Origin of the sequence: Desulforegula conservatrix Mb1Pa (genome assembly GCF_000426225.1) — a bacterium.
GTDB classification, from domain to species: Bacteria; Desulfobacterota; Desulfobacteria; order Desulfobacterales; family Desulforegulaceae; genus Desulforegula; species Desulforegula conservatrix.
Window position 1 is genome coordinate 23,440 of the sequence record NZ_AUEY01000034.1, and the last position, 16,273, is coordinate 39,712.

At 41.1% G+C, this 16,273-nt stretch carries 12 protein-coding genes; 7 read left to right on the plus strand and 5 right to left on the minus strand.

Annotated elements, in window-relative coordinates:
* Window positions 1-224: 224 nt before the first annotated feature.
* From K245_RS26660 to K245_RS0112655, 3 genes are all read left to right on the plus strand, one after another.
* Window positions 225-3,920 carry a PAS domain S-box protein gene (locus K245_RS26660; RefSeq protein ID WP_051284098.1) on the plus strand — a complete coding sequence of 1,232 codons (3,696 nt, stop codon included), beginning with the start codon at window positions 225-227 and terminating at the stop codon, window positions 3,918-3,920.
* A 9-nt stretch (window positions 3,921-3,929) separates the two neighbouring features.
* Complete coding sequence (locus tag K245_RS24340; protein WP_051284099.1) at window positions 3,930-4,949, plus strand: diguanylate cyclase; 1,020 nt, start codon at window positions 3,930-3,932, stop codon at window positions 4,947-4,949.
* 86 nt (window positions 4,950-5,035) lie between these two features.
* Complete coding sequence (locus tag K245_RS0112655; RefSeq protein WP_027359561.1) at window positions 5,036-5,440, plus strand: hypothetical protein; 405 nt, start codon at window positions 5,036-5,038, stop codon at window positions 5,438-5,440.
* 176 nt (window positions 5,441-5,616) lie between these two features.
* On the opposite strand, the gene K245_RS0112660 is transcribed toward K245_RS0112655, so the two are convergent.
* Window positions 5,617-6,189 (minus strand): hypothetical protein, encoded by a 573-nt coding sequence (locus tag K245_RS0112660; RefSeq protein WP_027359562.1) that lies wholly within the window; start codon window positions 6,187-6,189, stop codon window positions 5,617-5,619.
* Between the two features lie 169 nt (window positions 6,190-6,358).
* The gene (cysK, locus tag K245_RS0112665; protein ID WP_027359563.1) at window positions 6,359-7,288 is read right to left on the minus strand and encodes a cysteine synthase A; all 930 of its coding nucleotides are present in this window, start codon (window positions 7,286-7,288) and stop codon (window positions 6,359-6,361) included.
* Between the two features lie 528 nt (window positions 7,289-7,816).
* Between cysK and K245_RS0112675 the strand changes: the two genes are divergently transcribed.
* Window positions 7,817-8,239 (plus strand): hypothetical protein, encoded by a 423-nt coding sequence (locus K245_RS0112675; protein ID WP_027359565.1) that lies wholly within the window; start codon window positions 7,817-7,819, stop codon window positions 8,237-8,239.
* Window positions 8,236-8,625 (plus strand): response regulator, encoded by a 390-nt coding sequence (locus tag K245_RS0112680; RefSeq protein WP_027359566.1) that lies wholly within the window; start codon window positions 8,236-8,238, stop codon window positions 8,623-8,625. The genes K245_RS0112675 and K245_RS0112680 overlap by 4 nt, the downstream gene beginning before the upstream one ends.
* Before the next feature lie 13 nt (window positions 8,626-8,638).
* Here K245_RS0112680 and K245_RS24345 read toward each other — a convergent pair whose 3' ends face one another.
* The gene (locus K245_RS24345) at window positions 8,639-9,634 is read right to left on the minus strand and encodes a DUF2804 domain-containing protein (protein WP_051284100.1); all 996 of its coding nucleotides are present in this window, start codon (window positions 9,632-9,634) and stop codon (window positions 8,639-8,641) included.
* Window positions 9,635-9,817: 183 nt separating this feature from the next.
* Between K245_RS24345 and K245_RS0112690 the strand changes: the two genes are divergently transcribed.
* Complete coding sequence (locus tag K245_RS0112690) at window positions 9,818-10,237, plus strand: hypothetical protein (RefSeq protein WP_027359567.1); 420 nt, start codon at window positions 9,818-9,820, stop codon at window positions 10,235-10,237.
* Window positions 10,238-10,687: 450 nt separating this feature from the next.
* On the plus strand, window positions 10,688-12,778 hold the full coding sequence (locus K245_RS26665) for a transporter substrate-binding domain-containing protein (protein WP_027359568.1): 2,091 nt from the start codon (window positions 10,688-10,690) through the stop codon (window positions 12,776-12,778).
* A 12-nt stretch (window positions 12,779-12,790) separates the two neighbouring features.
* On the opposite strand, the gene K245_RS24355 is transcribed toward K245_RS26665, so the two are convergent.
* Both K245_RS24355 and K245_RS0112705 read right to left on the minus strand, forming a co-directional pair.
* A complete protein-coding gene (locus K245_RS24355; protein WP_051284101.1) occupies window positions 12,791-15,061 on the minus strand; it encodes a hybrid sensor histidine kinase/response regulator in 2,271 nt (756 codons plus the stop codon).
* A 330-nt stretch (window positions 15,062-15,391) separates the two neighbouring features.
* Window positions 15,392-16,045 (minus strand): lysophospholipid acyltransferase family protein, encoded by a 654-nt coding sequence (locus tag K245_RS0112705; protein ID WP_027359569.1) that lies wholly within the window; start codon window positions 16,043-16,045, stop codon window positions 15,392-15,394.
* Window positions 16,046-16,273: the final 228 nt, after the last annotated feature.

A 16,273-nucleotide genomic window follows, 5' to 3' on the forward strand; every position in this document is an offset into this window, starting at 1 on the left:
GACACTTCAGGATTCCACCTGCGCCGGAATGACGGGAATCTGACTTTTTGCTCTTTTGCCAAGATTAATTCCAGGAAGGACACCTGCGAAAAAACACTTATTATTTACGCCAAAGCGGATGCTACTACATCGCTTTGTCGCTTGATATTGAAACAATCAATCTGACCATGTTCCGGCACGTATTACTCCCATACAGTGATTTAAATACAAAGGTACCTGAAATAATGAATACTCACAGATACAGAGTCATTCTTTTAATTACCGAACACCCTGAAAACCCGGGATTATCTTATGACGCCCTTAAATCATCCGGCTATGAAATCATAATATCCAATAAAATAAAGGATATTCAGGAAATAGTATCTGAAGTGAGTCCTGTTTTGATCATAGCAGACATCCCGGGTGAATTGGAAAACACGATCAGATTTTTCGAAACCACTGACATCAAACACTTTCTCATTAAGGTTCCATTTTTGGTTCTTGCAGAAGACTACGTTTCTTCGCGAAATATATCAGGATTAGAGGCGCTCATAATCAAAAGGCCTTCTTCTGCCCAGGTTTTCATGGACAGGATTATTCCATTCATAAGACTCGGACAACTGACGCTGAACTTAGAAGATGCGAAAAATGAATCGGAAAAAAGAACCGAGGAAAAAATCAAGGGATACAGGCTCAGAATAAATGAATTAGATGCCATGAACCAGCAGCTCAAGGCACTTAATCAAAAAATTTCAAGTGAATACTCGGCTGCTTCTGCAAGCAATGATATCCTGCCGCCATTTCTTAAACTAAGCCCGGAAGTTATTGCCATTACAAGAATTTCGGATGGCAGAATCATAGACGTAAATGACGCGTCTGAAAGGGTCACAGGCTATTCAAAGGAAGAAGCCCTTGAAACCACAACTCTAAGGGCAAGACTCTGGGTTAGGCCTGAAGACAGGGTTAAAATGGCTGATAGCCTTATTAAAGACGGGAGAATCCATAATTTTGAGACTGTTTTCAGAAAAAAATCAGGAGTGATTTTCCCTGTGCTGCTTTCCGCATCAGCAATAGTTTACGAAAATGACCCGTGCATAATAATTACATTCATGGACATTTCAGAAAGACGACGTACCGAAAACCTGCTAAAAGCGAGGATTCATCTCAGCGAAGCTGCGTCAACCGGAATTATGGACGAAATATTGAAGACAACCCTGAATGAAGCGGAAAAACTGACTGACAGCCACATAGGATTCTTTCATCTATTTGACGAAGAAACCGCCACCATAGCTCTTCAGACATGGTCAGAAGCCACATTAAAAGTCTGCAACGACTCCGCAAGGGGGCAGCACTATCCATTAAGCCAAGCCGGAGTGTGGGCAGACTGTTTAAGATACAATCACCCGCTTATTCATAACAGCTATTCTTCTCTTCCAGAAAAAAAAGGGCTGCCACCAGGCCATGTCCCGATACTAAGGGAGCTTGTACTGCCCATATCAAACGGTGAAGAAACCATTGCAATAATGGGGGTCGGCAACAAGGCATGGGACTATGAAGAGAGTGATATAACAGCTCTTTCCGAACTATCGAAAATGGCATTTGATTTTATTAACAGAATCCTTGCGGAAAAGGCTTTGAAAGAAAGCGAGGAGAGATTCAGGGTCATTTTTGAAAATGCTGCAATAGGGATATGCCAGACTGATATTTTGGGCAATTTCATAAGCGTCAATTCAAAATTTGCCGAAATAACCGGTTATTTCAAATCTGACTTAATAGGAAAATCAGTTGCGGACATTACACATCCTGAGGATAGGGACTCAAATCTGCATATTTTTAGGGATCTTACCTCCGGCGATGTCCGTACCCTGTCATACGAAAAAAGATATATACACAGATCAGGGGCGACCGTCTGGGTTAATGTGTCTGTGGCTTCCATAAAAACGAATGGGTCTAAGCCTCAATATTTCATAGCTACGATTGAAGATATTACAGCCAGAAAAAAAGCGGAATATTCACTTAAAAAGGAAAGGGATTTTTCTTCGGCCATTCTGGATACATCCGGCGCTCTTATCGTAGTAATTGACAAAGATGGACGAGTTGCAAGCTTCAACAGGAAATGCGAGGAGGTAACAGGCTTTACCTTCAATGAAATAAGAAATGAGGCATTATGGGATCATCTGCTTATTTCCGAAGAGTTGGAGCAGGTAAAAAAGATCTTCTGCGATCTGAAAAACGGAAACTTCCCTAATTCCTATGAAAACCACTGGAGAACAAAAAAAGGTGAACTGAGATACATTTCCTGGAATAATACCTGTATAGTAAATAATCATGGAGAAGTTTCATATATTATAGGAGCCGGAATTGACATAACCGAAAAAAAAGCCGCAGAACGTGCTCTCCTTGAGAGCGAGGCGAGGCTAAGGCAGCTTAATGAAGAACTCGAACAAAGAGTAAACGAAAGAACGGTCGAGCTTGAAAAAGCGAGGCAGGCGGCTGAAAGCGCCAACAAGGCTAAAAGCTCATTTCTTGCGAACATGAGCCATGAACTCAGAACCCCACTTAATGCCATTCTTGGTTTTTCCCAACTAATGACCCACGATCCCGAGCTTTCTGACAAACAAAGAAAGAATCTGAACACCATAAACAGAAGCGGTGAGCATCTTCTCCAGCTGATTAACAACGTACTCGACATGGCAAAAATAGAATCAGGGCACACATCGCTAAACACTACTTTTTTTGATCTTTACAGACTTGTCGATGATATTTCAAATATGTTCAGACTCCCTGCAATGAGCAAAAGTATCGCCTTCAGAATCCATTCTGACCCAAATGTTCCAAGGTATATTTCTTCGGATGAAGGTAAAATCAGGCAGGTTCTAATCAATCTTATTGGCAATGCCATTAAATTCACATCAAAAGGAGAGATCAGGTTATCTGTGTCCCAGTCATCTGTGTCGCTTAGTTCTAAAAGTGGAGGACAAACAAGACAGGATAATAATTTCACATATATCACATTCAAAATAGAAGACACAGGCCCAGGCATGTCCGGGGACGAGCTTTCCATAATATTCAAGCCTTTCAGGCAAACCAGCAGCGGCCAGAACCATGTAGGTGGAACAGGCCTTGGCCTTTCGATAAGCCGCCAGTTCGCTCAGCTTATGGGAGGAGATCTATACCCGGAAAGCCAGGGGCACAATCTTGGTGCAACTTTCATATTTGAAATCCCTGTAATATTATCTGAATCTGAAACCATGGAAAACCGCACCATATTTTCAACGGATGTAATAGGGAAACTGCCTTCAAATTTCAAACACAGAATTCTGATTGCAGAGGACGTTGAAGCGAACAGAAATCTTCTGCGTGATCTTCTCATTCATTGGGAACTGGACGTAAAAATGGCCGCAAATGGGAAAGAAGCTCTGGATTTATGGGAAAAATGGGAACCGCATCTTATATTCATGGATATGAGGATGCCTGTTATGGACGGCTATGAAGCTATGGGAATAATCCGGTCAGATAAATCACGCAAACAGCCCATTATAATCGCTCTTACTGCAAGCACTTTTGAAGAACAGAAACTGGTTATATTCAACAAAGGCGCTGATTCATTCCTGAGCAAGCCATACAGGGAAAGTGAAATTGCAGAGCAGCTTGAAAGGCATCTTGGTGTAAGATTCATATATGATGCTGCATTTGAAAGCATTTACGACTCTCATAATGAAGCAGACCAGACAAATAGCCTCCTGGATTTAAGTCAAATGGATAAAAAATGGCTCTATAAACTATACAAGGCAGCTTCGGATGCTGATGCAACTGAAATTTGCCGTCTCGCTGAAATCATTAAATCTGATTATCCTGATATTGCTGTAAGCCTGCAAAACTTTTCTGACAATTTCGATTATGAACCTGTTATTTCAGCTATTGATGCTGTAAATAAATAAGGAAGCGATATGGAATCTCTGAACGAAAAAAAAACAGTGCTCATTGTTGATGATACACCTAACAACCTAAGGCTTTTGTCCCAGATTCTCGCGGAGGCTGGCTATCATGTCAGGGCAACAGCCAGCTCGAAACAGGCGCTTGGCACAGCAATATCCAATCCTCCTGATCTGATCCTTCTTGATGTAATGATGCCTGAAATGAATGGCTATGAATTATGCAGAAGACTCAGGGAAGAACCAGAGACAAGGGATGTCCCAATTCTTTTCCTGAGCGCCATGAGCGAAGCCGATGCCAAAATAAAAGGATTCGTATGCGGTGGTCAGGATTATATCGCAAAACCATTTGATCCTTATGAGGTTGTGGCAAGGGTTGAAACCCATCTGAGCTTAAGACTTACTAAGCAGAAACTTGAAAAAGTCGTCTCTGAGCTTAAAAGTGTTCTGAAGGAAAAAGAAGAACTGGTAAAAGAACTGGAAATAATGGCCCACACTGATGGTCTGACCGGGGTAAACAACAGGTCACGCTTTTTTTCACTTGCGGAACATGAATTTAACGGATGCTCCAGATATAACCAGCCCCTGTCCGTCATAATGATTGATATAGACCATTTCAAGAGACTCAATGATTCTTATGGCCATGCTGCAGGTGATTTTGTTCTGAAAGAGACTTCTTCGGCAATCAAGAAAAATCTAAGAAAAGCTGACGTGCTTGCAAGATATGGCGGAGAAGAATTCATAATACTTCTTCCCATGTCACCAATAGCTCAGGTTCAAATTGTTGCTGAACGCATAAGAGAGAGCGTTGAATCAATGTCGATAGCTTTCAACTGCCAGATGTTAAGCACAACAATAAGCCTCGGCGCTTCAGAAATGAATAAGAATGACACAAAAATCACGAATATCATTGAAAGAGCAGACAAGGCACTTTATGCTGCAAAAAATATGGGCAGAAACAGGGTAGTATGCCTTGAACTAACAGATCATCTAATCGATAAAAACGCTGATGACTCTTTGGAAAAAGCGGTTTGACTTTCATTCTCTTAAAAATTACTCTAAAAGAGTGAATTAAATTCAATCGGGATTACTTAAAAAACAGAAAATAGAGGTGTAAAATAATGTCAAGAGGAGCTGGAGGGTCAGCCGGGGGGACAGGAAATTTTTTCATTGGTCTTTTGATGATGATAGGAGGAGGCTATCTTTTCCTTAACTCAATAAGAGTAACAAACAGCTTTGGTCTCGGATTCAGCATCTTCCAATACAGCAGATTCCATATGACCGGTGGCATGGTGCTTATTCCCCTGATATTTGGGGTTGGACTGATTTTTTATAATTCAAAGAGTATTTTAGGGTGGGCTCTTTCAATGGCGTCCCTTGTCATGCTTGGCTTTGGGATAATTCAAAGTATAAATTTTTCCCTGAGGGGCATGTCAGCGTTTGAGCTTATAACCATTCTGGTTTTGATCGCAGGCGGAGCAGGACTTTTTCTCAGTTCGCTCAGAAATTATGACCCTAAAGAATAATATAAAGAACTGACTGAGTAAAAATATGGGCTGGCTGAATAAAAAAAGAGCTGACAGAAACTCTTTCTGTCAGCTCTTTATACTTTGTTCTACTTATTTAGTTTTTTAAACAGGCGGCCAAAACTTTACTACCAGTATACTATGACTTTCTTGCACTTTACTTGCATTACTGCTTTTTATACTGTCTGGTCAATTGTTGGTACTGGTTGAATTTGCATTGATGCCTCTCTGTATCCGGAGAGGGCCGAAACTACCCCATAATTTCTCATAGAGGCTTCAGGAGTCGCGGTATTATCCCTTATACTGCTGCCGCCGGTATTCACATTAGCCTGAACCTGCCCGGCTGCTTGCGCTACATCCCCTGATGATTGTGCATTAGAGCTTAATCTACCGCCAATTACCTCTTCGCTTTGCGACTCTGTTTGCGCCCTCTGGTTTGTTGGATTCACACCCGGTCTATCAGAAAAGACTTCATTTAAAGCGCCTATGTCTCTCCTTAAAGCATTACCCTGAGAAGCATAGAGAGAAAATCTTTCCTCCAGCCGGTTCGAGCCGTCCAACGAAGTAATATCACCAGCTCTTCTGGCTGGCTGCAAAGGGGTTTGTAGCGCTGATTCAATTTCTTGCTGGCCTGACTGTACATTACTGACCTGACCAGCCTGTTCCCTTTGCTCAATCTGGCGCGGTTCCTGAAGCCGGTTCGCGTATGCCTTACCTGCTATGTTTGTGTTGGAAATAGATAGTTCCATCTTGGCCGCCCTTTTCCTTTTATAGTAATATAAATACCATAAACATCTTTACAAGTCCAAGATTTTAATAAATATGCTTTATTATTTTCCTTAAAAAACTGACACAATGTATTCCATTGAAATTAAAAGAACTTCAAGCTTAAGGAGCCAATCGTCCCGGATTCTCAAATTACGGATTTTTAAGAAAAAGATCCGTGGAAAGGTACCGTTCCCCTGTGGAAGGGAGAATAACAACGATTCGCTTGCCTCTGGATTCCCTTCTTCCTGCAATCTGCAAGGCAGCCCACATGGCAGCTCCTGAAGAAATTCCGCAAAGGATGCCCTCTACTCTTGCAAGGCGCCTCGCAGTTTCAAATGAGTCTTCGGACTTCACCCTTATTATTTCATCAATAAGCGAAATATTGAGTACCTTTGGTATGAAACCGGCTCCAATCCCCTGAATAGGATGAGGCCCTGGCTGCCCTCCTGAAAGCACTGCTGAACAATCAGGTTCCACAGCAATGGCTTTGAAATCCTTGTTTCTGGATTTCAAAGCCATTGCCACTCCGGTAATTGTACCGCCGGTTCCAACGCCTGAAACAATCATATCTACCTTCCCATCAGTATCCATCCAGATTTCTTCTGCGGTTGTCTTTTCATGTATCAATGGATTAGCAGGATTTGAAAACTGGTCAGGCATATATGAGCCAGGATTGTTCTTTGTCAATTCAACGGCTTTTGAAACTGCTCCAGCCATACCTAAGGCGCCCGGAGTAAGAACAAGTTCTGCCCGAAGATGTGAAAGAAGCCGTCTTCTTTCTATGCTCATTGTCTCAGGCATTGTAAGAACAAGCCTGTATCCCTTAACTGCACATATAAAAGCAAGAGCAATCCCTGTGTTTCCGCTGGTTGGTTCAATAACGAGTCCGCCTGGTCTAAGCAGACCTTTTTTTTCACCATCTTCTATCATTGAAGCGCCTATTCTATCCTTAACGCTTCCAAGAGGATTAAAAAATTCAAGTTTAGCAAGAATTTCTGCTTCAAGCCCCTGTGCAAGGCTCGAAATTCTGACCATCGGAGTTCTGCCTATTGTACCTATAACATTATTGTGAATCGGCATAATGCCTCCTATTCTTATTAATATCATCATCATTCCTGGATCTGGAAAAAAAAGCAAGCTCTTCATTCGATACAATCTGCTCAAAACCTTATTAATGATGGCGTCGCAAAAACTCAAAAAAAGGCAATGGCGTCATGCCGGACTTGATCCGGCATCTGTGTATTTTCAGATACTTCTGGATTCCGGCCTGCGCCGGAAAGACGAAAATCGGACTTTTTGCGACCGTGTCATTGTTGGTTTAGTCTAAATTGCCGCTCAAAAAACCATTTAAGGTGACGAAATGACCGCAAGAAGCCCAAATCATAAATAAGGATCTTGTGAAATACATAAAAACAAGCTGAATAAATTAAGGATTATTGTCAGTTAATCATTTTGCTTAAGGGTTTTGACGAGGAATACATCTTTTTGTTATTTCTTGACTTTATATCATAACCTGCTTTATTTATAAAATATCAATTTTTAATAGTCTTTATTATCCCTTGCAAAACAACCCCGTCTAAAAAGCCGAAAACAAGGATTAGTAATGTAATGATAAGAAAAGGATCAGCTCCCGAACAAATGAGAGATATGACTGTTGACGATATTTTCATTGTTCGTCTGAACCTTCTTGTGATTATGTCCCTTGCCTATCTAAAAGGATTCCCTCTCGGATCTGTCAGGGCCAAATCAATAATTGAAAACTGCAAGATTATCTCCAAAGAGATCATTGATTGGACAGGCGGCGAATTTTCAAACTTCAGATCCGAACATGAAATACGCGGAGACAAATACCTGAACCACATCTTCTACCAGAGAGTACGCCTTTTATCGGTGATGGCGTCAGGATTTGCAACAGGCGCCCCCATGGGACAGTTCAGGTGCCAAGCCCTTCTTGAGAATATTGAATATATCAGCAATACCATCACTTTTTCAAACAACTTCGAAATGATGGAGTCACTACTTGTTGCATGAACCCACCCAAGATTAATAATGTTAAAATAGCAGTTGTTGAAAAAGATGATGCCACCAGAGAATTGCTTGAGCATGTCCTGATGTATTGCGTCAACAGGGCCATACATACATTTTCAGAATGCGGGGAAGCCTGGAAAAAGATTGAGGCGGGAGAAGACTATGATATCGTAATCTCAAGTATTGAATCCGCACACATGAGCGGACTCGAACTCCTTACAAAAATAAAGGAGGCAAGGCCCAAAATCATATGCATAATTACCTCGTCAATACCAAACCACGAAGCTTCAGCAAAAGCCCTCGGCGCCGACGCTTTTTTGGGCAAACCATTCAGTATACATAACCTTTTTGATCTCATAAAAAATTTTGTTTCCGGCCCGGAGAACTGAACAGGCAGAAAACCTACCATTTTGCAAAATGATCTTCAGTCCACCCAGGAACATCTTTAAGGATTATTTCCTCGCCATCAGAGGTCCGAAGCACGCCACTAAAAACACCTGAGAGCTGGGTGAATCTCGAAGCTGCCACCAAAGCCCATAATTTTTCGGATCTTGTTGCTTCAGGGACAAAATCCAGGTCTATTTTCCCGTCCTCGGAATATATTTTCCAAGGCTTCATAAGATCGTCCCTGTCGAATACAAATATTGAATTGCTGCATCTTGTCATTTTACCATTAAGCCAAAATGCATTTTCCGTCCAACCAGTCTCATTCACACCCCATGAAAGATTAAGGCCAATCTGTCTATCGTCGCCAAGCCGACAAGCCGTAGACGCCCAGTTCCAGCATGTATGCCTGCGCATATAGCCGCAGGTCCAATCCATGAGGGCAAGTGTTTCAGGGAATTCGAGAATAATCTCCTTCCCATCAATATCAAGGACTCCAGTAATACCAAGAGGAGTAGTTTTTTCCGTGTAAACCCATCCCCTGTAACCAGCTTTGGTACATATCCTTAGGGGTGACGTTCCTGATGAATCAAGAACAGCGTCAAGTTTGATTCTATCGCTTTTTGCCTTAATTCTATAGTTAGAAAGCTCCATTGTAAGAGAATCTGATCTGAAGTGGAACAAAGGATTTGCCGGATCAGAAGATATGAATACGGATGTTAGCAAAGGAATGCCAATTTTTTTGACTTCAACAAGCTTTCTGTTTTTTTTTGAATAAACATAAAAAAAGGCATTGGACGCGTATTTGAGATCAACAACGGCAAGACCTGCCATAATTTCCCTGCTTATTATCCCTATGAAACAGAATTGATTGGCCGCAAATTTTCTTATAAAGCGCGGAACTCTAAATCCAAGAGCTGTCTCCAAAAAATAATCCGCATAGTTTACGTCGGTTATTTCTTCATTGAATATTCCAAGCTGCGGCAAACCTTTTTCATTTATAATCCTGGACATCTTTCACCACTCCCACATAATAGTTTAAGATTCGATCCGTATCGAAAGCAATCAACCATCACCGATATAAAATACTGAATTTAAAGACCAATAATTTATTTTTATAATTCCTGATTAATATGGTATATTTTTTTTAATAATACAAGAAAAACTGGTATAACCTCTCGAGGTTTTCGATTATCTATGGATAAAAGCCCTGAATACATATTAATGTGCAAAAAGGCGTCTGAAATTCAGACAAGCTGGGAGCCGAGCCTTGGCGATATATATACGGATGAGTCCACCCAGATACATTTCTACATGCCCAATAAGGACGGAAAAATCAAAAAAGGCTTCGGAGTCAGGCCAAATGGCAATCTTATTGAAATTGAAAAATTGGTCTGGCTCCCCAAGCTGAATCAGTTAATGGAAATGCTCGGAGCGTCCGAAAAAAAATTCAGGGATGCAGGCTTTGGCTTTTTTGAATGGACAAAACTTAATGGTTACAAGCCTGGTATGCCTGAAAATCCATTCAGATCCCTTGAACAGATATGGCTTGCATACGTGATGGAAAAAATATTCAAAAAAAGATGGTCTGGAGACAACTGGACCAGTCTCTGTTAAGGGAGGTATCCCTCTTATTCTTTTTTTGCATCAAGAGGGAATGATTTGCCTGGCTTCCAGGGAGGCTCAACCCTATCAACCTAAGACTGATAGGAATCATAAGAACATTTATGACACCTTTATGTTGTTGTGAATGCCTCCGGCGAGGTTTTATAACCCAATCGACCAAAGTAAGCCGAAGCGAATTCGTTCGGCTGTTTTGAAGTTGATATGGCGAGTGCCTCGAGCGGGTCGCTTTTTGAAAAAAGCTCCGCAAAGACTTTTCAGAGATATAAATATTGGAATTGGGGATCAAAATAAATATAATACACTGTTATTATAATAAAATTTAAAATAACTTTTTTACAAAAAATAGCCTCAGGAAACACATCTTAACCGCATACACAGAACCAAAAAAACAATTCATAGCCAAAATGCAGCTTCATTTTTAGCAATTTAAAGGCTTACTAAATGAATTCTTCCAAAATATTCAAAATAATCCTTGTCATAGCATTAGTGACCCTTTTCATATCTTCATGCAGGGACTCTGGCAACAAGACAAATCAGGGGCCTCCTGGTGGAAATATAAACAAAATCAGGGTAGTCATGGATAATAATTACCCTCCCTTTATTTTCATGAATTCCGAAGGCAATCAGCAGGGTATTTTAGTTGATCAATGGAAACTCTGGGAGAAAAAGACAGGAGTCACGGTTGAACTAAAGGCCATGGATTGGCATGAGGCACTTGCAGGTATGGAATCAGGCGAATATGACGTTATTGACACCATTTTCCTCAATGAAAAGCGCACCCAGACATTCGATTTCACTAACCCTTACGCAGAAATCGAGGTTCCGATTTTTTTCAACAAAATGATTTCCGGGATCAAGGATGCAGATACAGCCAAAGGCTTCACCATCGCAGTAAAAAAAGGAGACAACGCAATAAATGTACTCAGACAGCATGGGCATGAAAGCCTTCTGGAATTTGACAGTTATGAAGAGATAATCAAACAGGCTAAAGCAAACAAGATTACGGTTTTTGTTGTAGATGAGCCTCCTGCCTTCTATTTTTTATATAAAATGGGAATTCAGGACGAATTCAAACACACAGAACCACTATATTCAGGAGCTTTCCACAGAGCCGTTGCCAAAGGCAACAAGGAAGTTCTTGATCTGGTTGTCTACGGATTTTCAAAAATATCAAACTCAGAATATAAAAAAATTGACGAAAAATGGTACGGAACAAGAAGCATCCTGAAATCAGATTTGATTATCAAGATTTTCCTGGCCATAGCTGCTTTCATTCTTGTCACCCTGATCCTGTTTATCTGGAACATTACGCTGAAAAAACAAGTGCAAATAAAAACCATGGCCCTTGAAAAAGAGATGGGAATAAACGTCAAAAAGACAGAGGAGCTATCAAAGAGTGAAGAATTGTTCAGATCAACCCTGGAATCCATGGATGATCTGGTTTTCATTCTTGACAGTGAAAATTGCTTTTTAACATTTCACCAGCCTTCAAAAAAAACAGAACTGCTAATACCACCTGAATTTTTTCTCGGGAAATCAGTTTTTGAATTGAATCTGCCTGACGAAGCAGTCAGCGGCTATAAATCAGCAGTGGAAAAACTGAAAAAATCAGGAAAGCCCCAAAACTATGAATATTCTGCCAATATCCAGGGAGAGATCAGGTGGTTTTCTGCCAAACTATCCGACAGGAGAAGCTCTTCAGGCTATTTCGACGGAGCAACTGCTGTGATAAGGGACATAACAGCCAGAAGAAATCTCGAAATCGAGAGGGAAAGAATTCTCTCTGACCTTGAGATAAAAAATGTCGAACTAGAAAAAATTATCTATATAGCCTCCCACGACCTGAGGTCACCGCTTCTTAATATTCATGGATTCAGCAAGAGACTAGAAAAACACCTGGAAGAGATATCCGAAATACTCGGCCATAAAGAAAATGGCTTCAAAAATGGCGATTCGGCAAAGGAAATAATAGATATCAAGGCAAAAAATGCGATAGGTTATATAACATCAAGCGTCTCAAAAATGGACGGGCTTATAAACGGGCTTATCAGGCTTTCTAGAAGCGGAAGCAAAGCTCCTGTAAAAATGAAACTGCACATAAATGAAATAATAGATAAAACCGTTGCCTCCATGCATTATCAGATTGAGGATGCCCAAGCAATAATAAGCACTGAAAACCTTCCATTTTGTAAAGGCGACCATGGTCAGATATCCCAGGTCTTTTCAAATATTATTGACAACGCAATTAAATACAGGGATGCAAAACGCCAGCTGCAGATTACAATAAAAGGTTCGGAAATAAATGGATTTGTAACCTACGCGATTACCGATACCGGCACTGGCATAGCTGAAGAAAACCAGAAAAAGATATGGGAAATATTCCAGAGGGAAGACAATGATTCACAAATCCAGGGTGACGGGCTTGGGCTTTCAATAGCAAAGAGAATCATTGAAAAGCACGGCGGAAAGGTAGATCTCAGATCAAAAAAAAATCAGGGAAGCACATTTTATATAACCCTTGAAAAGGCATAGTATTCATTTGAATCAAGACAGGACATCATTCAATACTTTTCCAAGCGCCGACTGCCTGTATGGTTTCTGAATAAAGGCTGCCGCGCCGAGATCCATAAGGTCTCCGACAATCCCCTCGCTGCTGAAACCCGATGAAAAAATGATCGGCACTTCGCCATCTATTTCCCTGATGTGCTGATAAACTTCCCTACCACTCATTTTGGGCATTACTATATCAAGAAGAATTACGGAGATGCGCTCTTTTTCCATGAAAAAAATATCCAAAGCCTCGTCTCCGTCCGAAGCCAAAAGAACATCATAGCCAAGAGAGGAAAGCAAAGCTTGGGCAGTGCTTCTTATAATGGCTTCATCATCAACGACAAGTACGCATCCGGTTTTGCAGCAAGAGAGAGATTCCTCCCCCTGAACAAAACTCTCGGAACTCGAAGCATCAATCGGAAGATATATTTTAAATACTGTTCCAAGACCGGTTTCACTGTACACGTTGATCGATCCCTGATGATCTTTGACAGTTCCGTAGACAGCGGCAAGTCCGAGACCTGTTCCCTGCCCTACCGGTTTGGTCGTAAAAAAAGGTTCGAAAACCTTTGAAAGCACTTCTTTTGACATACCAACGCCAGTGTCGCTTATACCGATTTCAAGATACATTCCAGGTTCAATCTTGTATGGCTGGCTGGAACAGTATTCGTGATCAAGCAAAATATTAGACGTCGCAAATGTAAGTGAACCGCCTTCAGGCATGGCGTCCCTGGCATTTATTGCAAGATTAAGAAAAGCATTCTGAAGGAGAGTCGGATCACTTGCGGCAATACTGCTTGTGGCGTCAAGCCTTAATATGATTTTAATTCTAGGATCTATACTTCTTTCGAGTAAAGCGATTGCGGACCTTATCTGCTCATGAATGTCAATAGGAGTCGTGACGACCTTGGCCTTTCTTGAAAAAGCAAGGAGTTTCTTAGTCAGATCGGCTGCCCTCTCAGACCCTTTGATTATTGTGTCAACGTACTTACGAAGGCTTGAATCTGCCGGAAGAGCAAATGATAAAAGCTCTGCATTACCAATTATTCCACCAAGCATATTATTAAAATCATGGGCCACCCCGCCTGCAAGCTGGCCTATTACATCCATTTTTCTGGACTGATGCAGCTGTTCCTCCATTCGCTTTGACTGGGTTATATCCCTGAACACGAGGACAGCTCCCACAACCCTGCCATCCCTGCTTCTTATGGGAGAACAGATGCCCGAGACATTCAGTTCATGTCCTTCGGGCGATATCATTATGGAGTCAGAAGGAAAAGGCACAACACCTGCAAGCTTCACAGCAGAGCGTACCGGGTTTTCAAGGGGCTTTTTCGTCTTTGGATCCATTATCTTGAGTACTTCAGCAATATCCTTGTCAACAGAACGCTCCATGGACCAGCCCGTCATTTTTTCAGCAACAATATTCAGCATTTGAACTCTGCCTGAAATATCTGTGGATATGACTGCATCACCAATTGACTGAAGTGTTATTCTAAGACTGTCACGACTTTCTGAAATTTCGTTCTGCCTTTCAGTAATTGCAAGGCTCATGTTTTCAAAGCATTCAGCCATTCTTCTTATTTCTTTGAATCCTTTTTTATGAGCATCTTCATGAAGCCTGACCGGAGTCTGAAAAAGCCCGGAATTTTCTTCGGAAGTATTTATTTCCATGGCCTTTTCCATGCCGGCCCTTATTTTCTCAAGCGGATTGACAAGGAATCTTTGTACAACCATTGCAAGAACAGCAATAAGAAAGGCTATTACTGCGGCGAATTTGGCAATGGTTTCTGTGGTGTAGGACAAAACCGAATCTTTAAGCTTTTGCCTGTCCATGAAAAGTTCAACAACAGCTATGTCAAGTTTTTCATTCTTTTTACCGGCATAATCCTTAAAGGAAAGGGGCTTTTTTACCAAAAGATAGCGATCAGATTCTGCCTTTACGGATTTCTCTTTCGGAAGTCTGCCATATTCGAAATGGATGTCTGTGTTTGAAGGGTCCCAGACAATGATACCGCCTACATTCTGGTTTGAAAATTCCGATTTGACGACAGCCTCAATACCCTTGATGTTAAACTCGTAAACAAGCTGTGAAAGGTTGATGGACAACCTGTCAAGAATTGCTTCTGCCTCTCTCGAAAGCTGTTCTTCGGCACTTGCAACCTCAATACGATATTGCAAGACTCCTGCTATAATCAGCAAGAATAGTCCTGTGCTCAGGAGAATCAAAACAAGTTTTCCTGAAATACCAATTTTAAAACCCATATATATGTAACTTCCAGATTATTATCGTGTCGATGAATAGAAAATCACGAATAGGCAGCCAGAACAATCTGAATATCAGCCTTTTTTTGAACATCCATGACAAAAGGAAATCCTGATGGATTATTAACATTGGGGCATGTTACTCTATTAGAAATATAAATTCAACTTGATCAGAAAATATTGGTCATTATTTTGATAAGGTCGCAAAAAGTCAGATTTCCATCATTCCGGCGCAGGCCGGAATCCAGAAGTGGCTGAAATACTGGATTCCGGATCAAGTCCGGCATAACGCTTAAGCCATTTTTAAACTTTTTGCGAGTCCATCATATTTCATTTAAGAACAAGATAAGGGAGCATGATATTCTCTATTTCCTGTCTCTGCTGCTCAAAAACAGCCGGATCATTACTTGCTTTCAAATAATAAGGATCAAGGTATTTAAGAACAACCTTTGAAAATGGTTTTGGCAGCATAAATCTGTCCCAGCTTCCAAAGTACCACGCTGATTCGGCATGAATCACAAACGGAACAAGCACTGCACCGGATTTCTGCGCTATCCTTATGAGTCCTGGTTTTATAATCCCTATTGGGCCCTGAGGGCCATCAACAACATGGGCGCCTAATTTATAGGTTTTAACATGCTCAATCATGGCTTCCATTGCGTCCCGCCCACCTCTGCTGGAAGATCCCCTGGCTGTTTTCCAGCCTGTTCTGTTGGCGACCCCTGCAATAAGTTCTCCGTCGCTGCTCTTACTTATCATAAGGGCGGGCCGCAAATGCGAGTACTCCTTGAAGTATCTGATTGCAGAAAAAAACTGCTGGTGCCAGGTGCAGATCAAAACAGGTTTGGCTTTTTTGAGAATGTTCATCCACTTTTCCTCATTTTCAACCCTGAACCTGAATGTTGAGCTATAGGCTCTTATGAAATAATATACAAAATCAATGAACCATTTTTTTGTGATCAAATTCTGATGTTTTTTGGCCATAAACACTTCCTTATTGAAATTTCTGATTAAAAAAATTTAAAAATGCAAAGCTTAATGTGGCTCTGTCTTATTTTCAGCTTGAGCGCCTTCGGCGAGTCGCTTTTTGTAAAAAGCTCCGCAAAAACTTTATGTTTATGTCAGATGCTTGGAAAACAATACTTTCGATATTTTTGTAAATCACTTTTTTCAGACCAGACAATCATACTGAAAATAGTACATAGCCATTAA

Bases quoted from the DNA above. Each gene is read 5' to 3' on its own strand.
- K245_RS26660 (WP_051284098.1), top strand. From the start codon at position 225: ATGAATACTCACAGATACAGAGTCATTCTTTTAATTACCGAACACCCT.
- K245_RS24340 (WP_051284099.1), top strand. From the start codon at position 3,930: ATGGAATCTCTGAACGAAAAAAAAACAGTGCTCATTGTTGATGATACA.
- K245_RS0112655 (WP_027359561.1), top strand. From the start codon at position 5,036: ATGTCAAGAGGAGCTGGAGGGTCAGCCGGGGGGACAGGAAATTTTTTC.
- K245_RS0112660 (WP_027359562.1), bottom strand. From the start codon at position 6,189: ATGGAACTATCTATTTCCAACACAAACATAGCAGGTAAGGCATACGCG.
- cysK (WP_027359563.1), bottom strand. From the start codon at position 7,288: ATGCCGATTCACAATAATGTTATAGGTACAATAGGCAGAACTCCGATG.
- K245_RS0112675 (WP_027359565.1), top strand. From the start codon at position 7,817: ATGATAAGAAAAGGATCAGCTCCCGAACAAATGAGAGATATGACTGTT.
- K245_RS0112680 (WP_027359566.1), top strand. From the start codon at position 8,236: ATGAACCCACCCAAGATTAATAATGTTAAAATAGCAGTTGTTGAAAAA.
- K245_RS24345 (WP_051284100.1), bottom strand. From the start codon at position 9,634: ATGTCCAGGATTATAAATGAAAAAGGTTTGCCGCAGCTTGGAATATTC.
- K245_RS0112690 (WP_027359567.1), top strand. From the start codon at position 9,818: ATGGATAAAAGCCCTGAATACATATTAATGTGCAAAAAGGCGTCTGAA.
- K245_RS26665 (WP_027359568.1), top strand. From the start codon at position 10,688: ATGAATTCTTCCAAAATATTCAAAATAATCCTTGTCATAGCATTAGTG.
- K245_RS24355 (WP_051284101.1), bottom strand. From the start codon at position 15,061: ATGGGTTTTAAAATTGGTATTTCAGGAAAACTTGTTTTGATTCTCCTG.
- K245_RS0112705 (WP_027359569.1), bottom strand. From the start codon at position 16,045: ATGGCCAAAAAACATCAGAATTTGATCACAAAAAAATGGTTCATTGAT.